The organism is Pseudomonas sp. 8(2025) (genome assembly GCF_052665325.1).
Genome location: NZ_JBQOIE010000027.1, coordinates 16,104 through 36,074, shown reverse-complemented (window position 1 = coordinate 36,074; position 19,971 = coordinate 16,104). Strand labels below are relative to the sequence as shown.

At 62.8% G+C, this 19,971-nt stretch carries 16 protein-coding genes and 1 pseudogene; 15 read left to right on the top strand and 2 right to left on the bottom strand.

Annotated features, from left to right (window positions below; genetic code table 11):
* Positions 1 to 3 precede the first annotated feature (3 nt).
* Positions 4 to 321 (top strand): Rieske (2Fe-2S) protein, encoded by a 318-nt coding sequence (locus tag ACUXVH_RS30060; protein WP_065363678.1) that lies wholly within the window; start codon positions 4 to 6, stop codon positions 319 to 321.
* Here the strand turns inward: ACUXVH_RS30060 and sfsA are convergent.
* Together sfsA and ACUXVH_RS30050 are read right to left on the bottom strand one after the other, a co-directional pair.
* Positions 318 to 1,031, bottom strand: coding sequence for a DNA/RNA nuclease SfsA (gene sfsA, locus ACUXVH_RS30055; RefSeq protein ID WP_015637057.1), 714 nt, complete (start codon positions 1,029 to 1,031; stop codon positions 318 to 320). The two genes, ACUXVH_RS30060 and sfsA, sit on opposite strands and share 4 nt — an antisense overlap.
* On the bottom strand, positions 1,031 to 2,203 hold the full coding sequence (locus ACUXVH_RS30050; RefSeq protein ID WP_065363677.1) for a pyridoxal phosphate-dependent aminotransferase: 1,173 nt from the start codon (positions 2,201 to 2,203) through the stop codon (positions 1,031 to 1,033). Before ACUXVH_RS30050 ends, sfsA begins: the two co-directional genes overlap by 1 nt.
* Positions 2,204 to 2,545: 342 nt before the next feature.
* On the opposite strand from ACUXVH_RS30050, the gene dksA reads away from it, so the two are divergent.
* The 14 genes and pseudogenes from dksA to ACUXVH_RS29980 all read left to right on the top strand — a co-directional run bounded on the left by dksA (position 2,546) and on the right by ACUXVH_RS29980 (position 19,842).
* A complete protein-coding gene (gene dksA, locus ACUXVH_RS30045; RefSeq protein WP_011063504.1) occupies positions 2,546 to 2,986 on the top strand; it encodes an RNA polymerase-binding protein DksA in 441 nt (146 codons plus the stop codon).
* Positions 2,987 to 3,124: 138 nt separating this feature from the next.
* The gene (gene gluQRS, locus ACUXVH_RS30040; protein ID WP_011063505.1) at positions 3,125 to 4,021 is read left to right on the top strand and encodes a tRNA glutamyl-Q(34) synthetase GluQRS; all 897 of its coding nucleotides are present in this window, start codon (positions 3,125 to 3,127) and stop codon (positions 4,019 to 4,021) included.
* Between the two features lie 77 nt (positions 4,022 to 4,098).
* Positions 4,099 to 4,275: a hypothetical protein gene (locus tag ACUXVH_RS30035; protein ID WP_003176118.1), complete on the top strand. Its 177-nt coding sequence runs from the start codon at positions 4,099 to 4,101 to the stop codon at positions 4,273 to 4,275.
* Complete coding sequence (locus ACUXVH_RS30030; RefSeq protein ID WP_011063507.1) at positions 4,259 to 7,213, top strand: sensor histidine kinase; 2,955 nt, start codon at positions 4,259 to 4,261, stop codon at positions 7,211 to 7,213. Before ACUXVH_RS30035 ends, ACUXVH_RS30030 begins: the two co-directional genes overlap by 17 nt.
* A 22-nt stretch (positions 7,214 to 7,235) precedes the next feature.
* On the top strand, positions 7,236 to 8,663 hold the full coding sequence (locus tag ACUXVH_RS30025) for a sigma-54-dependent transcriptional regulator (protein ID WP_011063508.1): 1,428 nt from the start codon (positions 7,236 to 7,238) through the stop codon (positions 8,661 to 8,663).
* A 744-nt stretch (positions 8,664 to 9,407) separates the two neighbouring features.
* Positions 9,408 to 10,799, top strand: coding sequence for a polynucleotide adenylyltransferase PcnB (locus ACUXVH_RS30020; protein ID WP_065363675.1), 1,392 nt, complete (start codon positions 9,408 to 9,410; stop codon positions 10,797 to 10,799).
* A 3-nt stretch (positions 10,800 to 10,802) separates the two neighbouring features.
* A complete protein-coding gene (folK, locus tag ACUXVH_RS30015; protein ID WP_015637060.1) occupies positions 10,803 to 11,282 on the top strand; it encodes a 2-amino-4-hydroxy-6-hydroxymethyldihydropteridine diphosphokinase in 480 nt (159 codons plus the stop codon).
* Positions 11,283 to 11,676: 394 nt separating this feature from the next.
* Positions 11,677 to 12,477 (top strand): 3-methyl-2-oxobutanoate hydroxymethyltransferase, encoded by an 801-nt coding sequence (gene panB / locus ACUXVH_RS30010; protein ID WP_011063511.1) that lies wholly within the window; start codon positions 11,677 to 11,679, stop codon positions 12,475 to 12,477.
* Positions 12,474 to 13,334, top strand: coding sequence for a pantoate--beta-alanine ligase (gene panC, locus ACUXVH_RS30005; protein ID WP_011063512.1), 861 nt, complete (start codon positions 12,474 to 12,476; stop codon positions 13,332 to 13,334). Before panB ends, panC begins: the two co-directional genes overlap by 4 nt.
* A gap of 123 nt (positions 13,335 to 13,457) precedes the next feature.
* Positions 13,458 to 13,607, top strand: a pseudogene (locus ACUXVH_RS30000) (aspartate 1-decarboxylase); the annotation flags it as partial.
* 246 nt (positions 13,608 to 13,853) lie between these two features.
* The gene (gene pgi, locus ACUXVH_RS29995; RefSeq protein ID WP_065363674.1) at positions 13,854 to 15,518 is read left to right on the top strand and encodes a glucose-6-phosphate isomerase; all 1,665 of its coding nucleotides are present in this window, start codon (positions 13,854 to 13,856) and stop codon (positions 15,516 to 15,518) included.
* A 128-nt stretch (positions 15,519 to 15,646) separates the two neighbouring features.
* On the top strand, positions 15,647 to 17,584 hold the full coding sequence (acs, locus tag ACUXVH_RS29990; protein ID WP_065363673.1) for an acetate--CoA ligase: 1,938 nt from the start codon (positions 15,647 to 15,649) through the stop codon (positions 17,582 to 17,584).
* 53 nt (positions 17,585 to 17,637) lie between these two features.
* Complete coding sequence (locus ACUXVH_RS29985) at positions 17,638 to 18,504, top strand: oxygenase MpaB family protein (RefSeq protein WP_445496662.1); 867 nt, start codon at positions 17,638 to 17,640, stop codon at positions 18,502 to 18,504.
* Positions 18,505 to 18,663: 159 nt separating this feature from the next.
* Positions 18,664 to 19,842, top strand: a complete 1,179-nt coding sequence (locus ACUXVH_RS29980; RefSeq protein ID WP_065364706.1) for an acetyl-CoA C-acetyltransferase — start codon at positions 18,664 to 18,666, stop codon at positions 19,840 to 19,842.
* The last annotated feature ends 129 nt before the right edge of the window (positions 19,843 to 19,971 follow it).

Here is a 19,971-nt window from a genome sequence, read left to right as displayed (position 1 = left end):
GCCATGAAATTTCTTTGCGCCGGCAACGATCTGCCCGAAGCCGGCAGCCGGGGCTTCCAGCTCTCCGGGCTGAAGCTGTTCGCCGTGCGGCGCGAGCAGCGGGCCTATGTCTATGCCAATCGCTGCCCGCACCGGGGAGTGGCGCTGGAGTGGCAGGCTGACCAGTTCCTCGACCCCAGCGCCAGCCTGATCCAGTGCGCCACCCATGGCGCCCTGTTTCTGATCGAGAGCGGAGAGTGCGTGGCCGGACCTTGCGCCGGCCAGTTCCTGGAGAGCATCGGCTGCCATGAAGACAGCCAGGGGATCTGGGTGGACCTCTAATCCCCGAGCAACACTTCAAGACGTCGGTCGATGCACACTTGCTCGGCCGTCAGGCACACACCATAGGCCAGCACCTCAACCCCCGCCGCGCGGGCTTCGCGCAGGGCAGCGGCGTAACCCGGATCGATCTCCTGCGCCGGCCGCACCGCGTCGATGCCCGAAAGGTTGACGCAATACAGCTGAACCGCCCGCACGCCCTCCCGGGCCAGGCTCGCCAGTTCCCGCAGATGCTTGGCGCCGCGCTGGGTCACGGCATCGGGAAACGCTGCCACCGGCGTGCCATCGAAGCCCAGGGTGACGCTTTTGACCTCGACATACGCCGGGCCGTCCGGGTAATCCAGGCGAAAATCGATACGGCTGTTCTCTTGCCCGTAAGGCACCTCGCGCTTGAGCCCGGTGAAGCCGTTCAACTCGCTGATAAGCCCCGCCCGCAAGGCTTCTTCCACCAGCCCGTTGGCCCGCCCGGTGTTGACGCAGGCCAGGCGGCCTTGAGGGGTTTCGCTGATTTCCCAGGTGCCCGGCAACTTGCGCTTGGGGTCATTGGAGCGGCTGAACCACACCTGCCCGCCCTCGACCATGCAATTGAGCATCGAGCCGGTATTGGGGCAATGGATGGTCAACAGCTCGCCGGTGGTGGTTTCGATGTCTGCCAGGAAGCGCTTGTAACGACGCAGCAGACGCCCCTCTTCCAGGGGAGGATCGAAGCGCATCAGGCGTGCCAGCTCTGCAGGCCACGGGCGATACGCTCAACCGCCTCCTGCAGGCGTTCCAGGCTCTGGGTATAGGCAAAGCGCACATGATGGCCAGCCTGATGCCGGCCGAAGTCCAGGCCAGGGGTAAAGGCCAGGTGCTCGGTTTCCAGGAAGTGCCGGCAAAAGGCGAAGGCATCACCGCCGAAGGCGCTGATGTCCGCGTACAAGTAGAACGCCCCTTCAGGTTCCACAGCGATGCCGAAGCCCAACTCACGCAAGGCTGGCAGCAGGAAATCCCGGCGGCGCCCGAACTCGGCGCGGCGCTCCTCGAGGATCTCCAGGGTCTGCGGCTCGAAGCAAGCCAGCGCAGCATACTGGGCCATGCTCGGCGCACTGATATAGAGGTTCTGTGCCAGCTTTTCCAGTTCACCCACGGCTGCCGGCGGAGCTACCAGCCAGCCCAGGCGCCAGCCGGTCATGCCGAAATATTTGGAGAAACTATTCAGGACGAAAGCGCTGTCATCCACTTCCAGAACGCTGGCGGCATCGGTGCCATAGGTCAGGCCATGGTAGATCTCGTCCACCACCAGATGCCCGTTGCGAGCCTTGATCGCGGTGGACAACCCCGCCAACTCGTCCCGGCTCAGGACCGTGCCGGTGGGGTTCGCCGGCGAGGCCACTAGGGCGCCTACGCTGTCCTGATCCCAATAGCGCTCCACCAGGTCCGGCGTCAGTTGGTAACGCACATCCGGCCCCACCGGGACCAACTGCGCAGCCCCTTCCACCAGACGCAGAAAATGCCGGTTGCACGGATAACCCGGGTCCGCCAGCAGCCAGTGCTTGCCCGGGTCCACCAGCAGGCTGCTGGTCAACAACAGGGCACCGGAACCACCGGGGGTGATCATGATCCGCTCGGGATCGATGTCCAGGCCGTAACGCTGCTGATAGAAGCCGGAAATCGCCCCTCGCAGCTCGGGAATTCCGCGGGCTGCGGTGTAGCGCGTCTTGCCGGCGCTCAGCGCGGCCTGCCCGGCCTTGATGATCGGCTCGGCGGTGGTGAAGTCCGGTTCGCCGATTTCCAGGTGAATCACATCATGCCCGGCGGCTTGCAGCTCATTGGCGCGGGCCAGCAAGGCCATGACATGGAAAGGTTCGATAGCGCGACTACGCGCACTGTAGAGCTGAGCCATTAGCCTTCCTTCATTGATTCGAGGGGGGAGCAAAGGACCGATTCTACCCATCTGATCAAGCCCGGGAGAACCCAGGCGGATCCGAGCGGTCTGTTGCTTGCGCCAACTGGCGCCAACACAACCCGCAGACTTGACTAAAATCAATGATTGAACGAACCGATCAGCAAGCCATGTCAGACTTTTCCCATATCCATGGACGAAGCAGGACATAGGCTCGACAACCGGGAGTAGCGCGCTCTGGTTTGATCTGGTAAGTTCGCCCGCTTGCAGCCGCAGGGCCGGCAAGTGTCGGAGATGGAGCAATCCTGCGCAATGGATTACAAGAGTAGAGGCGGTCCATTCATGCCCACCCAAGCAAAGCAACAGATTCAATCGATCAGCGGTTTTGAACCTTACGTTGAAACTGCGGGCGAAGAGTACATGGGCAAGCCCATGCGCGAGCACTTCACCAAGATCCTGAACAAGTGGAAACAGGACTTGATGCAGGAAGTCGACCGCACTGTTGATCACATGAAAGACGAAGCGGCCAACTTCCCCGACCCGGCTGACCGTGCCAGCCAGGAAGAAGAGTTCAGCCTCGAACTGCGGGCCCGCGATCGCGAGCGCAAGTTGATCAAGAAGATCGACAAGACCCTGCAACTGATCGAAGACGAAGAATACGGCTGGTGCGAATCCTGCGGCGTCGAGATCGGCATCCGCCGGCTGGAAGCCCGCCCAACCGCCGACATGTGCGTCGACTGCAAGACACTGGCGGAAATCAAGGAAAAACAGGTCGGCAAATAATCGCCGGCTGGAACCTGAAACGGAGCGTACCCACGCTCCGTTTTCGTTTCTACCTTCCCTGCAAGAGCAAGCCCGCTCGCCAAAGCGATCCCCCGGCACCATCGTCACCCCGGGGCCAGACGAAGTAACATCCGCTCCATGACTGCCTCCACCTCTTCCTCGTACATCGGGCGCTTCGCCCCCACTCCCAGCGGCTATCTGCATTTCGGCTCTCTGGTTGCCGCGCTTGCCTCCTATCTTGATGCCCGCGCCGTCGGCGGCCGCTGGCTGCTGCGCATGGAGGACCTTGACCCGCCCCGGGAAGAGCCCGGTGCCCAGGCGGCCATTCTCAAGGCTCTGGAAAGCTACGGCTTCGAATGGGACGGGCAGATGATCCGCCAGAGCGATCGCCACGACGCCTATGGCGAAGTCCTCAATCGCCTGTTCCAGCAGGGCCTGGCCTATGCCTGCACCTGTTCGCGCAAACAGCTGGAGCCCTACCATGGCATTTACCCGGGACTGTGCCGCAACCTCGGCCACGCCCAGGACGACGCCGCGATCCGCCTGCGGGTACCCGAACTGGAGTATCGCTTCGTCGACCGGGTCCAGGGCGAATACCGCCAGCACCTGGGCCGGGAAGTAGGGGACTTCGTGATCCGCCGCCGCGACGGTCTCTACGCTTACCAACTGGCCGTGGTGCTCGACGATGCCTGGCAAGGCATCACTGATATCGTGCGCGGCGCCGACCTGCTGGATTCCACACCGCGCCAGCTGTACCTGCAGGAACTGCTGGGCCTTTCCCAGCCCCGCTACTTGCATGTACCGCTGATCACCCAGCCGGACGGGCACAAACTGGGCAAGTCCTACCGCTCGCCCCCGCTGACCGAGGATCAGGCCCCGCCCCTGCTGCTGCGCGCCCTGCGGGCACTGGGCCAGAAGCCACCGGCCGACCTCGATGGCGCCAGCGTCGCGCAGATAATGGCCTGGGGCATGGCCCACTGGGATGCCGCCCTGATTCCACGCACACTGAGCGTGCCGGAAGCGCAATTAAGCTGACGCCACTTGCAGCTTGGCGCCCATCCGTTACCATCGCCGCACGTTTTCGGGCACGCACACAATAAAGAGAGGCCGAGATGTACATCTATCGCTTGGTCCTGCTCCTGGTAGTGGGGATCTATCTGTTCTCCCCCGCCATCATGGATTGGTGGATCGATGCTACTGGCGCCTGGTATCGCCCGTATCTGCTCTGGCTGATTCTGATCGTCGTGACCTTCATCCTGCAGAGCCAAAAAGATGCCGATGAGCTTTAGCCTGACCCAGATGATCCTGATCAGCGCCGCCTACCTGGCGGTGCTGTTCGGCGTTGCCTGGATCAGTGAGCGCGGGATGATCCCCCGCTCGATCATTCGCCACCCGCTGACCTACACCCTGTCACTCGGGGTCTATGCCAGTGCCTGGGCGTTCTACGGCACGGTCGGCCTGGCCTACCAGTACGGCTATGGCTTCCTGTCCAGCTACCTGGGGGTTTCCGGGGCCTTCCTGCTGGCACCGGTACTGCTCTACCCGATCCTGAAAATCACCCGCACCTACCAGCTGTCATCCCTGGCCGACCTTTTCGCCTTCCGTTTTCGCAGTACCTGGGCCGGTGCGCTGACCACGATTTTCATGCTGATCGGCGTGCTGCCATTACTGGCGCTGCAGATCCAGGCCGTGGCCGACTCCATTGGCATTCTCACCCACGAGCCAGTGCAGCATCGGGTGGCGCTGAGCTTTTGCGCGCTGATCACCTTGTTCACGATCTTCTTCGGCTCGCGGCATATCGCCACCCGAGAAAAACATGAAGGCCTGGTGTTCGCCATTGCCTTCGAATCGGTGATCAAGCTGATCGCCATTGGCGGTGTCGGCTTGTACGCGCTGTACGGGGTATTCGACGGCCCGCAACAACTGGAACTCTGGCTGCTGCAGAACCAGACTGCCCTTGCCGCACTGCATACACCCCTTCAGGAAGGCCCGTGGCGCACCCTGCTACTGGTGTTCTTCGCCTCGGCGATCGTCATGCCGCACATGTACCACATGACCTTTACCGAGAACCTCAACCCTCGCGCCCTGGTCAGCGCCAGTTGGGGGCTGCCGCTGTTCCTGCTGCTGATGAGCCTGGCAGTGCCGCTGATTCTCTGGGCCGGCCTCAAGCTCGGCGCTACCACCAACCCGGAATACTTCACCCTGGGCATCGGCATCGCCGCCAACAGCCCGGCCCTGGCTCTGCTGGCCTATGTCGGCGGGCTGTCGGCCGCCAGCGGCCTGATCATCGTCACCACCCTGGCGCTCTCGGGGATGGCCCTGAACCACCTGGTGCTGCCGCTCTACCAGCCGCCGGCGGAGGGCAACATCTACCGCTGGCTGAAGTGGACCCGCCGCGCCCTGATCGTCGCCATTATCATGGCCGGCTACGCCTTCTACCTGCTGCTGGGCGCCGAGCAGGACCTGGCCAACCTGGGGATCGTGGCCTTCGTCGCCACCCTGCAATTTCTTCCGGGCGTGCTGTCGGTACTGTACTGGCCGACCGCCAACCGCCGGGGCTTCATCGCCGGCCTGCTGGCGGGGATCCTGGTGTGGCTGGTGACCATGCTGCTGCCGTTGATCGGCAACCTGCAGGGTTTCTACATCCCGCTGCTGAACATGATCTACGTCCTGGACGACACCAGTTGGCATATGGCGGCCATCGCCTCGCTGGCGGCCAACGTCCTGATGTTCACCCTGATCTCGCTGTTCACCAATGCCAGCACCGAGGAGGCCAGCGCCGCCGAAGCCTGTGCCGTGGACAACGTGCGCCGTCCGCAACGCCGGGAACTGCACGCCGCCTCGCCCCAGGAGTTCGCCACCCAACTGGCCAAGCCGCTGGGGGCCAAGGCAGCCCAGAAGGAAGTGGAGCAGGCCCTGCGTGATCTGTATCTGCCCTTTGACGAACGCCGACCTTACGCCCTGCGGCGCCTGCGCGACCGCATCGAAGCCAACCTGTCCGGGTTGATGGGCCCCAGCGTCGCCCAGGACATGGTGGAAACCTTCCTGCCCTACAAGGCCGGTGGAGAAAACTACGTCACCGAGGACATCCACTTCATCGAAAGCCGGCTGGAGGACTACCACTCACGCCTCACCGGCCTGGCCGCCGAGCTCGATGCCCTGCGCCGCTATCACCGGCAAACCCTGCAAGAGCTGCCGATGGGGGTGTGCTCCCTGGCCAAGGACCAGGAGATCCTCATGTGGAACAAGGCCATGGAGGAGCTCACCGGCATACCTGCCCAGCACGTGGTGGGCTCGCGCCTGAGCACCATTACCAACCCGTGGAAGGACCTGCTGCAGGGCTTTATCAACCTGCCGGACGAACACTTGCACAAACAGCACCTGGCCCTCGATGGCCAGACCCGCTGGCTGAACCTGCACAAGGCCGCCATCGATGAGCCTCTGGCCCCGGGCAACAGCGGCCTGGTACTGCTGGTGGAAGACCTGACCGAAACCCAAACCCTGGAAGACAAGCTGGTGCACTCCGAACGCCTGGCCAGCATCGGGCGCCTGGCGGCCGGGGTGGCCCATGAGATCGGCAACCCGATTACCGGCATCGCCTGCCTGGCGCAGAACCTGCGCGAAGAACGGGAAGAGGACGGCGAACTGACGGAAATCAGCGAGCAGATCCTCGAACAGACCAAACGCATCTCGCGCATCGTCCAGTCGCTGATGAGCTTCGCCCACGCCGGCAGCCATCAGCACAACGACGAGGCGGTGTGCCTGGCCGAAGTGGCCCAGGACGCCATTGGCCTGCTGGCGTTGAACCGGCGCAATTTCGAGGTGCAGTTCTTCAACCTGTGCGATCCCGACCACTGGGTCGACGGTGATCCCCAGCGCCTTGCCCAGGTACTGATCAACCTCCTTTCCAACGCCCGCGACGCCTCCCCTCCTGGCAGCGCGGTACGCGTCAAGAGCGAGGCTTTCGAGCACACGGTCGACCTGATCGTGGAGGACGAAGGCAGCGGCATTCCGAAGAACATCATGGACCGATTGTTCGAACCGTTTTTCACCACCAAGGACCCTGGGGAAGGCACCGGTCTGGGCCTTGCACTGGTCTATTCCATCGTTGAAGAGCATTATGGACAAATCACCATCGACAGCCCGGCCGATCCTCAAAGCCAACGCGGCACCCGTATCCGGGTGACTTTACCGCGTCATGTCGAAGCGACGTCCGCTGTGAACTGAGACCGTCGAGAGAATTGAATCAATGCCGCATATTCTGATCGTCGAAGACGAAACCATTATCCGCTCCGCCCTGCGCCGCCTGCTGGAACGCAACCAGTACCAGGTCAGCGAAGCCGGCTCAGTGCAGGAGGCACAGGAACGCTTCAGCATTCCCACTTTCGATCTGATCGTCAGTGACTTGCGCCTGCCAGGCGCCCCGGGCACCGAATTGATCAAGCTCGGCCAGGGCACTCCGGTGCTGATCATGACCAGCTACGCCAGCCTGCGCTCAGCCGTGGACTCGATGAAAATGGGCGCGGTGGACTACATCGCCAAGCCGTTCGATCACGATGAAATGCTCCAGGCCGTGGCGCGGATCCTGCGGGATCGGCAAAGCGCCGAAAATGCCCCGCCAGACCGTCCGGCCGCCAAGGCTGGCGCCACTGCGGAGCGGGCCGGTGCGGGCAACAACAATGGCGAAATCGGCATCATCGGTTCCTGCGCTCCCATGCAGGATCTGTACAGCAAGATCCGCAAAGTGGCGCCCACTGACTCCAATGTACTGATTCAGGGTGAATCCGGTACCGGCAAGGAACTGGTAGCCCGGGCCCTGCACAACCTGTCCAAGCGTGCCAAGGCACCGATGATTTCGGTGAACTGCGCAGCCATTCCGGAAACCCTGATCGAGTCCGAACTGTTCGGCCACGAGAAAGGCGCGTTCACCGGGGCCAGCGCCGGCCGTGCCGGCCTGGTAGAAGCTGCGGACGGCGGCACCCTGTTCCTCGACGAGATTGGCGAGCTACCGCTGGAGGCGCAGGCGCGATTGCTGCGAGTACTGCAGGAAGGCGAGATCCGCCGTGTCGGCTCGGTACAGTCACAGAAAGTCGATGTGCGCCTGATTGCAGCCACTCACCGCGACCTGAAAAGCCTGTCGAAAATAGGCCAGTTCCGTGAAGACCTGTACTACCGCCTGCACGTGATTGCCCTGAAACTACCGGCCCTGCGTGAGCGCGGTGCAGACGTCAATGAAATTGCCAATGCCTTTCTGGCCCGCCAGAGCGCACGCGTCGGCCGCACGGACCTTAAGTTCGCCGCCGATGCAGAACAGGCCATCCGCCATTACTCCTGGCCGGGGAACGTGCGCGAACTGGAGAACGCTGTCGAGCGTGCGGTCATTCTGTGCGAAAGCCCGGAAATCTCGGCCGACCTGCTGGGCATCGACATCGAACTGAGCGACCTGGAAGACGACGACTTCGTCGGCCTGCCCCCACAAGCGGGTAACACCAGCCACGAACCGACCGAAGACCTGTCCCTGGAGGACTACTTCCAGCACTTCGTCCTCGAACACCAGGACCACATGACCGAGACCGAGCTGGCACGCAAACTGGGCGTCAGCCGCAAATGCCTGTGGGAACGTCGTCAGCGCCTGGGCATCCCACGGCGCAAGAGTGGGGTCGCCAGCGAAAGCTGAACCACGGCTGACGAAAACGCGGGTAACACTCGCTTTTGTGAAAAAAACTGTTACCTGCTCCATCGCACGTAACAGGAACCGGGGCTAAAGGTAACGAAGCCCCGGTTTTTTTTGCCCTGAAAAACACCCAACGGCACGCCTAACCCCTTGTTTTACTGGGGATCGCAAAAGTTGGCACGGCACCTGCTATATGTTTGGTACAAGAACAATAACAAGCAATGCACAAGACAATAAAAATAAGACGAATCGACTCACGCATAATAAAAACAACACGGCGGAGGCGCAGCTAACTGATTCTTTTGGAGAGGCGTTGTATTTGGGGCTTGCCCCACAACCAGGCCGAGAACAACAAAAACTGCCCTAAGGCAGAGCCTGAACTGGTTGGATCGAAAGGTCATTGCAACTCAGCGATCAAAGCAATCCGTTTGCTCTTGGCTCCCGATTGGGAGGGTCATCCTGGGTAAACCAGATGACAAGGGCGTTTAACAAAAACAAGAAGCCCGAAACCAATAATAAAAATAGAGCACGCAACTATTCTGGGGGAGCTTCGGCTCCCCTTGTGGTTTCCGGAATTCGTGTTTTTACTCCCCCGCCCCCATCCAACCTCGCCAAACCGCAGCTCAGCGCCAGCCTGTACAAGTCGCGGCAGCTTCCTACACCATCCTTCGACTAAATGCTAGAATCCCCGCCCATCATGCGGCCACTCTTCGTTTTGGCCGAATATTCCTTCAAACAGTGCATCCCATGCTGAAGAAGCTGTTCCAGTCATTCCGTTCTCCCTTGCGTCGTACGCAACATAAACGCAGCACGCCTGAAGTGCTCAATAGCAGCCAGCATTCGCTGCAACGTGCCCAGTTCAGCCGGTATGCGGTGAATATCGTCGAACGCCTGCAGAACGCCGGCTACCAGGCCTACCTGGTGGGTGGCTGCGTGCGCGACATGCTGCTCAATATCACCCCCAAGGACTTCGACGTCGCCACCAGCGCCACGCCGGAACAGGTCAAGGCCGAGTTCCGTAACGCGCGCATCATTGGCCGACGTTTCAAGCTGGTGCACATCCACTTCGGTCGCGAAATCATCGAAGTTGCGACTTTCCGCGCCAATCACCCGCAAAACGAAGACGACGAGGACAGTAACCAGTCATCGCGCAACGAAAGCGGGCGGATCCTGCGGGACAACGTCTATGGCACCCTGGAAGAGGACGCGCAACGTCGCGACTTCACCATCAATGCCCTGTACTACGATCCGGTCAGCGAACGCATTCTCGATTACGCCAATGGCGTACACGACATTCGCAACAACCTGATCCGCCTGATCGGCGATCCTCGCCAGCGTTATCAGGAAGACCCGGTACGTATGCTTCGAGCAGTACGCTTTGCAGCGAAACTGAACTTCGGCATCGAGAAACACACCGCCGCGCCCATTCGCGAACTGGCACCGATGCTGCGGGAAATCCCCTCGGCGCGCCTGTTCGAAGAAGTGCTCAAGCTGTTCCTCTCCGGCTACGCGGCGGACACCTTCGAAATGCTGGTGGACCTGCAACTGTTCGACCCGTTGTTCCCGGCCAGCGCCGAAGCCCTGGAGTACAACCCGACCTACACCCATACGCTGATCAGCGAAGCCTTAGTCAACACCGACCTGCGGATCAAGCAGAACAAGCCGGTGACCCCAGCCTTCCTGTTCGCCGCCCTGCTCTGGCCAGCCCTGCCGACCCGGGTGCTGCGCCTGCAGGAGCGTGGCATGCCGCCGATTCCGGCCATGCAGGAAGCCGCCCACGAGCTGATCGCCGAACAGTGCCAGCGCATCGCTATTCCCAAGCGTTTCACCATGCCGATCCGCGAAATCTGGGATATGCAGGAACGCCTGCCACGGCGCAGCGGCAAGCGCGCCGACCAGTTGCTGGACAATCCGCGCTTCCGTGCCGGCTACGACTTCCTGCTGCTGCGCGAAAGCGCCGGCGAGCAGACCGATGGCCTGGGAGAATGGTGGACCGACTATCAGGACGCCAATGACGCCGAACGCCGCGACATGATCCGCGACCTCAGCGGCAAGGAAGACGCCAGTGGCGCGCCACGCAAGCGCCGGCGCAGCAGCGGTGCCAAGCGCAAGCGCAGCAGCGGCGCATCGGGCGAGTAATAGATGGAACGCATCTATATCGGCATGGGCAGCAATCTGGCAGCCCCTGAAGCACAACTGCGCAGTGCCACCGAGGCCCTCGCGCAGTTGCCCGAAAGCCGCCTGCACGGCGTATCGGCCTTCTACCAGAGCGACTCATTGCTCCCAGGCCAGCCACGCTATACCAACGCCGTCGCGGCGCTGGACAGCGCGCTGGCGCCGCTAGCCCTGCTGGACGCCTTGCAGGCCATCGAAAACCAGCAAGGCCGTGAGCGAAATGAGCGCTGGGGCCCACGTACCCTGGATCTGGACATCCTGTTGTTCGGCGATCGACTGATCGACGAACCCCGCCTCAAAGTCCCCCATTACCACATGCAGGCGCGCCCCTTCGTGCTCTACCCGTTGGCGGAACTGGCCCCTGCCGACCTGCAACTGGCTGACGGCCGCACCCTGCACGAACTGCTCGCTGCCTGCCCATTTGTCGGCCTGGAACGCCTGGCCTGACCGCTGAAACGCATCAGTAACGGCGGTAACACTGGCAGCGTAACAATGCGGTAACACATCTAATTGACTTCCCGAGTTCTCCTCACGACTATAGGCGTCCCGTTGCCGCCATCACGGCGCTAAAGGGCGCAATTCAAGTGAGGCCGGTTCGCGGCGAGCCCGGGAAACGCCAGGCAGGGGCAGTTGTGCAACGGCGGTGGCACCCGCTGGCATGGCACCTCTTCTGGGCACAGAATGATGGGCCCGACGCCACAGGCGCGACTGCCGCAAGCCCGTTCAAATCGCTTGGAACCAGGCTGTATAAGCACGACAAAAGACCGTGCGCCTGAATAACGAAGAATCACGCGCGTTACTCGCAGTAGTTTCCAAAGCGCCTGAAATGAGGACCCCTTTCATGCCAGATATCACTCTGACCACCCTGCAAAGCCTCAAGCAGAAAGGTGAGAAAATCACCATGCTGACCTGCTACGACGCCACCTTCGCCCACACCTGCTGCGAGGCAGGCGTCGAAGTCCTGCTGGTAGGCGACTCCCTGGGCATGGTGCTGCAAGGACACGACAGCACCCTGCCCGTCAGCACCGCTGACATGGCCTATCACGTCGCGGCGGTCAAGCGCGGCAACAACGGGGCACTGATCCTGGCCGACCTGCCATTCATGTCCTACGCCACCACTGAACAGGCCCTGAGCAGTTCGGCCCAGCTGATGCAGGCCGGCGCCCATATGCTCAAGATCGAAGGCGCAGCCTGGCTGGCCGAGCCGGTGCGCCTGCTGAACGAGCGTGGAGTGCCGGTCTGCGTGCACATGGGGCTGACGCCACAGACCGTGAACGTTCTGGGCGGCTACAAGGTCCAGGGCCGCAATGAAAGCCAGGCACGGCAGATGCGTGCCGATGCCATCGCCCTGGAGCAGGCCGGCGCGGCAATGCTGCTGCTGGAGTGCGTGCCCAGCGAGCTGGCGGCGGAAATCACCCAGGCGGTGAAGATCCCGGTAATAGGTATCGGTGCCGGCAATGCTACCGACGGCCAGGTCCTGGTGCTCCACGACATGCTGGGGCTGTCCCTCAGTGGTCGCTCGCCGAAGTTCGTGAAGAACTTCATGGCAGGCAAGGACAGTATCCAGGCCGCCTTGAGCGCCTATGTCGAAGAAGTCAAAGCCGTCACCTTCCCTGGCGCCGAACACGGGTTCTCTGCATGAATACAGTCAAAACCGTGCGCGAATTGCGCGCCGCGGTCGCCCGCGCGCGCAGTGAGGGCAAGCGGATCGGCTTCGTGCCCACCATGGGCAACCTGCACAGTGGCCACGCCGCCCTGGTGGCCAAAGCCGCCCAGCGGGTGGACTTCGTGGTCGCCAGCATCTTCGTCAACCCACTGCAGTTCGGTGCCGGCGAAGACCTGGACAAGTACCCACGCACCCTCGCCGCCGACCAGGAAAAATTGCTGGAAGCCGGTTGCCACCTGCTGTTTGCCCCCACCGTCGAAGAAATGTACCCCGACGGCATGGCCGGGCAGACCCGGGTCAGCGTTCCCCAGCTGTCCGAAGGCCTGTGCGGCGCCAGCCGTCCCGGGCATTTCGAAGGCGTGGCTACAGTGGTCAGCAAGCTGTTCAACATGGTCCAGCCCGATCTCGCGGTGTTTGGCCAGAAGGACTACCAGCAGTTGGCAGTGATTCGGGCCCTGGTGCACGACCTGAACATGCCGATCCAGATCATCGGTGAGCCAACGGTACGTGCCGCCGACGGCCTCGCCCTGTCGTCGCGCAACGGCTACCTGAGCGAAGAGCAGCGCGCTATCGCCCCGGTGCTGTACCGCAGCCTGAGCCAGATTGCCCAGGCCATCAGGAACGGCGAACGCGACTATCCCAAGCTTGTGGCCGAACAACAGCAGCAGCTTGAAGCCGCCGGTCTGCGCCGTGACTACCTGGAAATCCGCCAGGCACAGAACCTGCGTCCAGCCACCGCGCAAGACCGTGAACTGGTGATTCTTGTGGCAGCCTATCTGGGCGCGACACGGTTGATCGACAACCTGCACCTGGACCTCGACACACCGGCATGAACGCCCGATTGCCCGAACTCCAACCTTCGGGCAAACTGCCGCCGGCTGGGGCCTGCAGCCCATGACTGCGGGCCCCGTTCAAGGATCTGCCCCAGGGAACACCCCATGTACACCATCATGTTCAAGGCCAAGGTCGGTGATCGAGCGACCCTCTGTACCTATGCTCCCTGCAGTGAAGCCGAACTGCTCGGTTTCAAGCCGCGCATGCTGCACATGGCCCCTGGCAATGAGCAGAGCCTTACCAGCCCTGCGATTGCGGATCAGGTCGCCTGACGCTTCCCCCTATTTCTACCCATTGAAAGCCCGAATCCAGACCAGGCAGGCCCGCTGAGTACAAAATAGTACTGGCCACCAGTCGGACAAAGCCAAGACAGAACAGCACGCCGGGGTTACTGTTATCCCCCCGAGTGATTAAACGTATCAGCACAGGGCCGGCCCAACGGGTCCTTGAGACCGCGCAGGACGTTCCGGGCTTTTCAGTGTCCAAAAGGCAGTTCAAGCAAAAGGAAAACCGCAGCGATGGCGTACTACCGCACTCCTCATGACGTTACCGCTCTGCCCGCCTGGCAAGCGTTGAAAGACCACCGCCAAGCCATGCAGGATTTCAGCATGCGCGAGGCGTTCAATGCCGATCCGCAGCGCTTCAGCCAATTCACCCTGAGCAGCTGCGGGCTGTTTCTCGACTATTCGAAGAACCTGATCACCAGCGAAACCCGCGACCTGCTGGTGAACCTGGCCAAGGAAGTCGGCCTCTCAGACGCCATCAAATCCATGATCACCGGCGAACTGGTCAACGCTTCCGAAGGCCGCCCGGCCTTGCACACCGCACTGCGCCGCCCGGTGGGCGACAAGCTGTCGGTGAACGGTGTCAACGTGATGCCCGAAGTGCACAAGGTACTGAACCAGATCACCGAGCTGGTGGGCCGCATCCACGACGGCCTGTGGCGCGGCTACACCGAGAAGCCCATCACCGACGTGGTGAACATCGGCATCGGCGGCTCCTTCCTCGGCCCGGAGCTGGTTTCCGAAGCGCTGTTGTCCTACGCCCAGAAAGGCGTGCGCTGCCATTACCTGGCGAACATCGATGGCAGCGAGTTCCATGAGCTTTCTGCGAAAATCCGTGCAGAAACTACGCTATTCATCGTTTCCTCCAAGTCGTTCAATACCCTCGAAACCCTGAAGAACGCCCAGGCAGCACGGGCCTGGTACCTGGCCCAGGGCGGCTCGGAGGCCGAACTGCACCGCCACTTCATCGCCGTGTCGAGCAACAATGCGGCGGCAGTAGCCTTCGGCATTCGCGAAGAGAACATCTTCCCGATGTGGGACTGGGTCGGCGGGCGCTACTCGCTGTGGTCCGCCATCGGCCTGCCGATCGCCCTGGCCATCGGCATGTCCAACTTCAAGGAGCTGCTGTCCGGTGCCTACACCATGGACCAGCATTTCCAGAGCGCCCCATTCGAACAGAACATGCCGGTGCTGCTGGCGCTGCTGGGCGTGTGGTACGGCAATTTCTGGGGCGCGCAGAGCCACGCGATCCTGCCGTACGACCACTACCTGCGCAACATCACCAAGCACTTGCAACAATTGGACATGGAATCCAACGGCAAGAGCGTGCGCCAGGACGGCACCCCGGTGGCCACCGATACCGGCCCGGTGATCTGGGGCGGCGTGGGCTGCAACGGCCAGCATGCCTACCACCAGTTGCTGCACCAGGGCACCCAATTGATTCCGGCCGACTTCATCGTGCCGATCGTCAGCTTCAACCCGGTGGCCGACCACCATCAGTGGCTGTACGCCAACTGCCTGTCCCAGAGCCAGGCACTGATGCTGGGCAAGACCCACGCCGAAGCCGAGAGCGAACTGCGCGAGAAAGGCCTGAGCGAAGCCGAAATCGCGAAGCTGGCACCGCACAAGGTGATTCCCGGCAACCGTCCGAGCAACACCCTGGTGGTGGAGCGCATCAGCCCGCGGCGCCTTGGCGCACTGGTGGCGCTGTATGAACACAAGGTCTTCGTGCAAAGCGTGGTCTGGGGTATCAACGCCTTCGACCAGTGGGGCGTGGAGCTGGGCAAGGAGCTGGGCAAAGGCGTCTACAACCGCCTGGTCGGCAGCGACGAAACCCTGGCCGACGACGCATCGACCCAAGGCCTGATCAACTACTTCCGCGGCCGTCACCGCGGCTGATCGACCCTGTCACCCCAGGAGCCGGCCACACCGGCTCCTGTCCGGGCCCCGGCCCTTCCCCACTTGAACCTTCCCGGCACTTGTGCGCACCCTTATGACTTGTCGCAAAACAAGAATAAGGAACCGTCATGTTCGATATCAGCACTTTTCCGAAAGCCGATGCCGTCCGCCGGGCGGCACAAATGAGCCAGGACGACTACCACCACCTCTACCGCCAGTCCATTGAGCAGCCGGACCAGTTCTGGGCCGAGCAGGCCAGGCGTTTCCTGCACTGGAGCAGCCCCTGGGACAGCGTCCACAGCCACGACATGCGCACCGGCGAGGCCAACTGGTTTCGCGGTGGCCAACTCAACGTCAGCTACAACTGCATCGACCGTCATCTGGAAAAACGCGGCAATCAGGCGGCGATCATCTGGGAAGGTGACAACCCGGCAGACTCCCAGCGCATCACCTACCAGGAACTCCACGACCGGGTCTGCCGCCTGGCCAACGTGCTGAAAAGCCGTGGCGTGAAGAAGGGCGACCGGGTGTGCATCTACATGCCGATGATTCCCGAAGTGGCTTACGCCATGCTCGCCTGCACCCGGATCGGCGCGGTGCATTCGGTGGTGTTCGGCGGTTTTTCGCCGGAGGCCCTGCGCGACCGCATTCTCAACGCCGACTGCCGCACCGTGATCACCGCCGATGAAGGCGTGCGCGGCGGCAAACTGATTCCGCTGAAGAGCAACGTCGACAAGGCCCTGCTCAGTTGCCCGGATGTCAGCAGCGTGCTGGTGGTCGAACGCACCCGCAACCCGGTGAACTGGGTGCCAGATCGCGACATTCCCTATGAACAGGCCGTGGCTGGCGCCAGCAACCAATGCGCCCCCGAACCGATGGACGCCGAAGACCCGCTGTTCATCCTCTACACCTCCGGCAGCACCGGCAAACCCAAGGGCGTGCTGCACACCACCGGCGGCTACCTGCTACAGGCCGCCATGACCTTCAAGTACGTGCTGGACTACCGCGACGGCGAAGTCTTCTGGTGCACCGCCGACGTCGGCTGGGTCACCGGCCACAGCTACATCCTCTACGGCCCCCTGGCCAACGGCGCGACCACGCTGATCTTCGAAGGTGTGCCCAACTACCCCAGCACCTCGCGTTTCTGGGAGGTGGTGGACAAGCATCAGGTGAACATCTTCTACACCGCGCCCACCGCTCTGCGTGCCCTGATGCGCGAAGGCAGCGCCCCGCTACAGAACACCTCCCGCGCCAGCCTGCGCTTGCTCGGCAGCGTCGGCGAGCCGATCAACCCGGAAGCCTGGGAGTGGTATTTCAACGTGGTCGGCGAACAACGCTGCCCGATTGTCGATACCTGGTGGCAGACCGAAACCGGCGGCATCATGCTCAGCCCCCTGGTCAGCGCCCGGCAGATCAAGCCCGGATGCGCCTCGACCCCGATGTTCGGCGTACAACCGGTGCTGCTGGACGACCAGGGCAAGGAAATCCATGGGGCAGGCAGCGGCATCCTGGCAATCAAGGCCAGTTGGCCGGCGCAGATCCGTAGCGTCTATGGCGATCCCAAGCGCATGGTCGAAACCTATTTCGCTCCCTACCCCGGCTATTACTTCACCGGTGATGGTGCCCGGCGCGACGAGGATGGCAGCTACTGGATCACCGGGCGCATCGACGACGTGATCAACGTTTCCGGGCACCGCATCGGCACCGCCGAAGTGGAAAGCGCCCTGGTGCTGCACGACAGCATCGCCGAAGCGGCGGTGGTCGGTTACCCCCATGATCTCAAGGGCCAGGGAATCTATGCCTTCGTCACACCGATGCAGGGCGTCGAGCCCGACGAGGCACTGAAGAAGGAACTGCTGGCCCTGGTCAGCCGCGAGATCGGCAGTTTCGCCAAGCCGGAGCTGATCCAGTGGGCTCCGGCCCTGCCGAAAACTCGCTCGGGCAAGATCATGCGGCGTATCCTGCGCAAGATCGCCTGCAACGAACTGGATACCCTGGGTGACACTTCGACCCTGGCGGACCCCAGCGTGGTGGACGGCCTGATCGACAAACGCCTGAACGTTTGAAACCGGCGCGGCATCCGCCGCGCTTCTTTTTTAAATAGCCACACCGAGCTGTCATGGAATTCATTCGCAGCCGCATCGAAAGCCAGGTCATGAGCCTGTCCGGCCTGTCTCTGGGCCAACTCGACCTGGAACATCCCAAAGGTGACCCCGGCCTGTTCGGGCCGGGGTCCGTCAGTTGGCAGGTGCACGCCGACTTCAGCAGCATGCTGATCGGCGGCATCAGCGCCCTGTTGATGCAGGCCCTGCATCCTTTGGCCTTGGCCGGCGTCTGGGATCACTCGAACTTTCGCCAGGACATGATCGGCCGCCTGCGCCGCACCGGGCAGTTCATCTCCGGCACCACCTTCGGCTCCCGCCAGGACGCCGAATGGCTGATCGACAAGGTACGCAGCATTCACTTGCACATAGTCGGCACCGCCCCCGATGGCCGCCCCTATGCCGCCAGCGACCCCGATCTGCTGACCTGGGTTCACGTGGCTGAGGTCAGCAGCTTTCTTGCCGCGCACTTGCGTTACCTCAACCCTCATCTTTCCGGGGCTGACCAGGATCGCTACTACGACGAGATCGCCCTGATCGCCGAACGCCTGGGAGCCCGGGACGTGCCGCGCTCGCGACGCGCCGTGGCCGACTACCTGCTGGCCATGCGCCCCCAACTGCTCTGCGACCAGCGCAGCCGGGAGGTCCTGCGCCTGCTGCTGGCTGCCCCAGCCCCCAGCCGCCTGGCCAAACCCTTCGGTTCGTTGATGATGCAGGCCGGCATCGACCTGCTGCCGGACTGGGCCAGCGCCATGCTCGAGGTCAATCAGAACCCGCTGCAACGCCAACTGATTCGTGCCAGCGTCAAGCGCAGCACGCCGATGCTGCGCTGGGCGGTACGGGACAGCTCCGTGCACCGGGCGAAACGACGCATGGGGCTGTAAAAACCGACCGTTCAAGCACAACGCGACCGGCCGGTTCGCGATTGGCCGGCTCCCGGGGTTGTGTGCAACCATGATTTCGCCAATTTCCAGTGCCTGTGCCGCCCGGCCAACACCCGCACCACGCCACAGGTCCCTGCCACCGAACACAAGGACCCGATCATGCAAGACGTCGTAATCGTTGCCGCCACCCGCACCGCCGTGGGCAGTTTCCAGGGCTCCCTGGCGAACATTCCCGCCGTTGACCTGGGCGCCGCGGTCATCCGCCAATTGCTGGCCCAGACCGGCATCGACCCGGCCCAGGTCGACGAAGTACTCATGGGCCAGGTGCTCACCGCCGGCGCCGGGCAGAACCCCGCACGCCAGGCCGCGATCAAGGCCGGCCTGCCCCACGCGGTACCCGCCATGACCCTGAACAAGGTCTGCGGCTCCGGCCTCAAGGCCCTGCACCTGGGCGCCCAGGCCATCCGCTGCGGCGATGCCGAGGTGATCATCGCCGGCGGCCAGGAAAACATGAGCCTGTCCAACTACGTGCTGCCCGGCGCCCGCACCGGCCTGCGCATGGGCCACAGCCAGATGGTCGACTCCATGATCAGCGACGGCCTGTGGGACGCCTTCAACGACTACCACATGGGCATCACCGCCGAGAACCTGGTGGAGAAATACGGCATCAGCCGTGAAGCCCAGGACACCTTCGCCGCCGCTTCCCAGCACAAAGCCGCGGCGGCCATCGAGGCCGGGCGCTTTGTCGACGAGATCACCCCGATCCAGATTCCCCAACGCAAGGGCGACCCCCTGACCTTCGCCACCGACGAGCAGCCACGCCCCGGCACCACCGCCGAGGCCCTGGCCAAGCTCAAGCCCGCGTTCAAGAAAGACGGCAGCGTCACCGCCGGCAACGCCTCGGCGCTGAACGACGGCGCTGCCGCGGTGATGCTGATGAGCGCCAGCAAGGCCCGGGCCCTGGGCCTGCCGGTGCTGGCAAAAATTGCCGCCTACGCCAACGCCGGCGTCGACCCGGCGATCATGGGCATCGGCCCGGTCTCGGCCACCCGCCGCTGCCTGGACAAGGCCGGCTGGACCCTGGACCAGCTGGACCTGATCGAAGCCAACGAAGCCTTCGCCGCGCAGTCGCTGTCGGTGGCCAAGGAGCTGGAATGGGACACCAGCAAGGTCAACGTCAACGGCGGTGCGATCGCCATCGGCCACCCGATTGGTGCATCGGGCTGCCGGGTGCTGGTGACCCTGCTGCATGAAATGATCAAGCGTGATGCCAAAAAGGGCCTGGCGACCCTGTGCATCGGCGGCGGCCAGGGCGTGGCCCTGGCGATCGAGCGCTAACCTCCGCGCAAAACCGCCCTCCTTGTAGGAGCTGGCTTGCCAGCGAAGGCGCCCGTGAGAGCGCCTTCGCCAGAAAGCTGGCTCCTACGGGGAAGACCTGCGCATGATCGTCTTTGCCGGCAAGCTGGC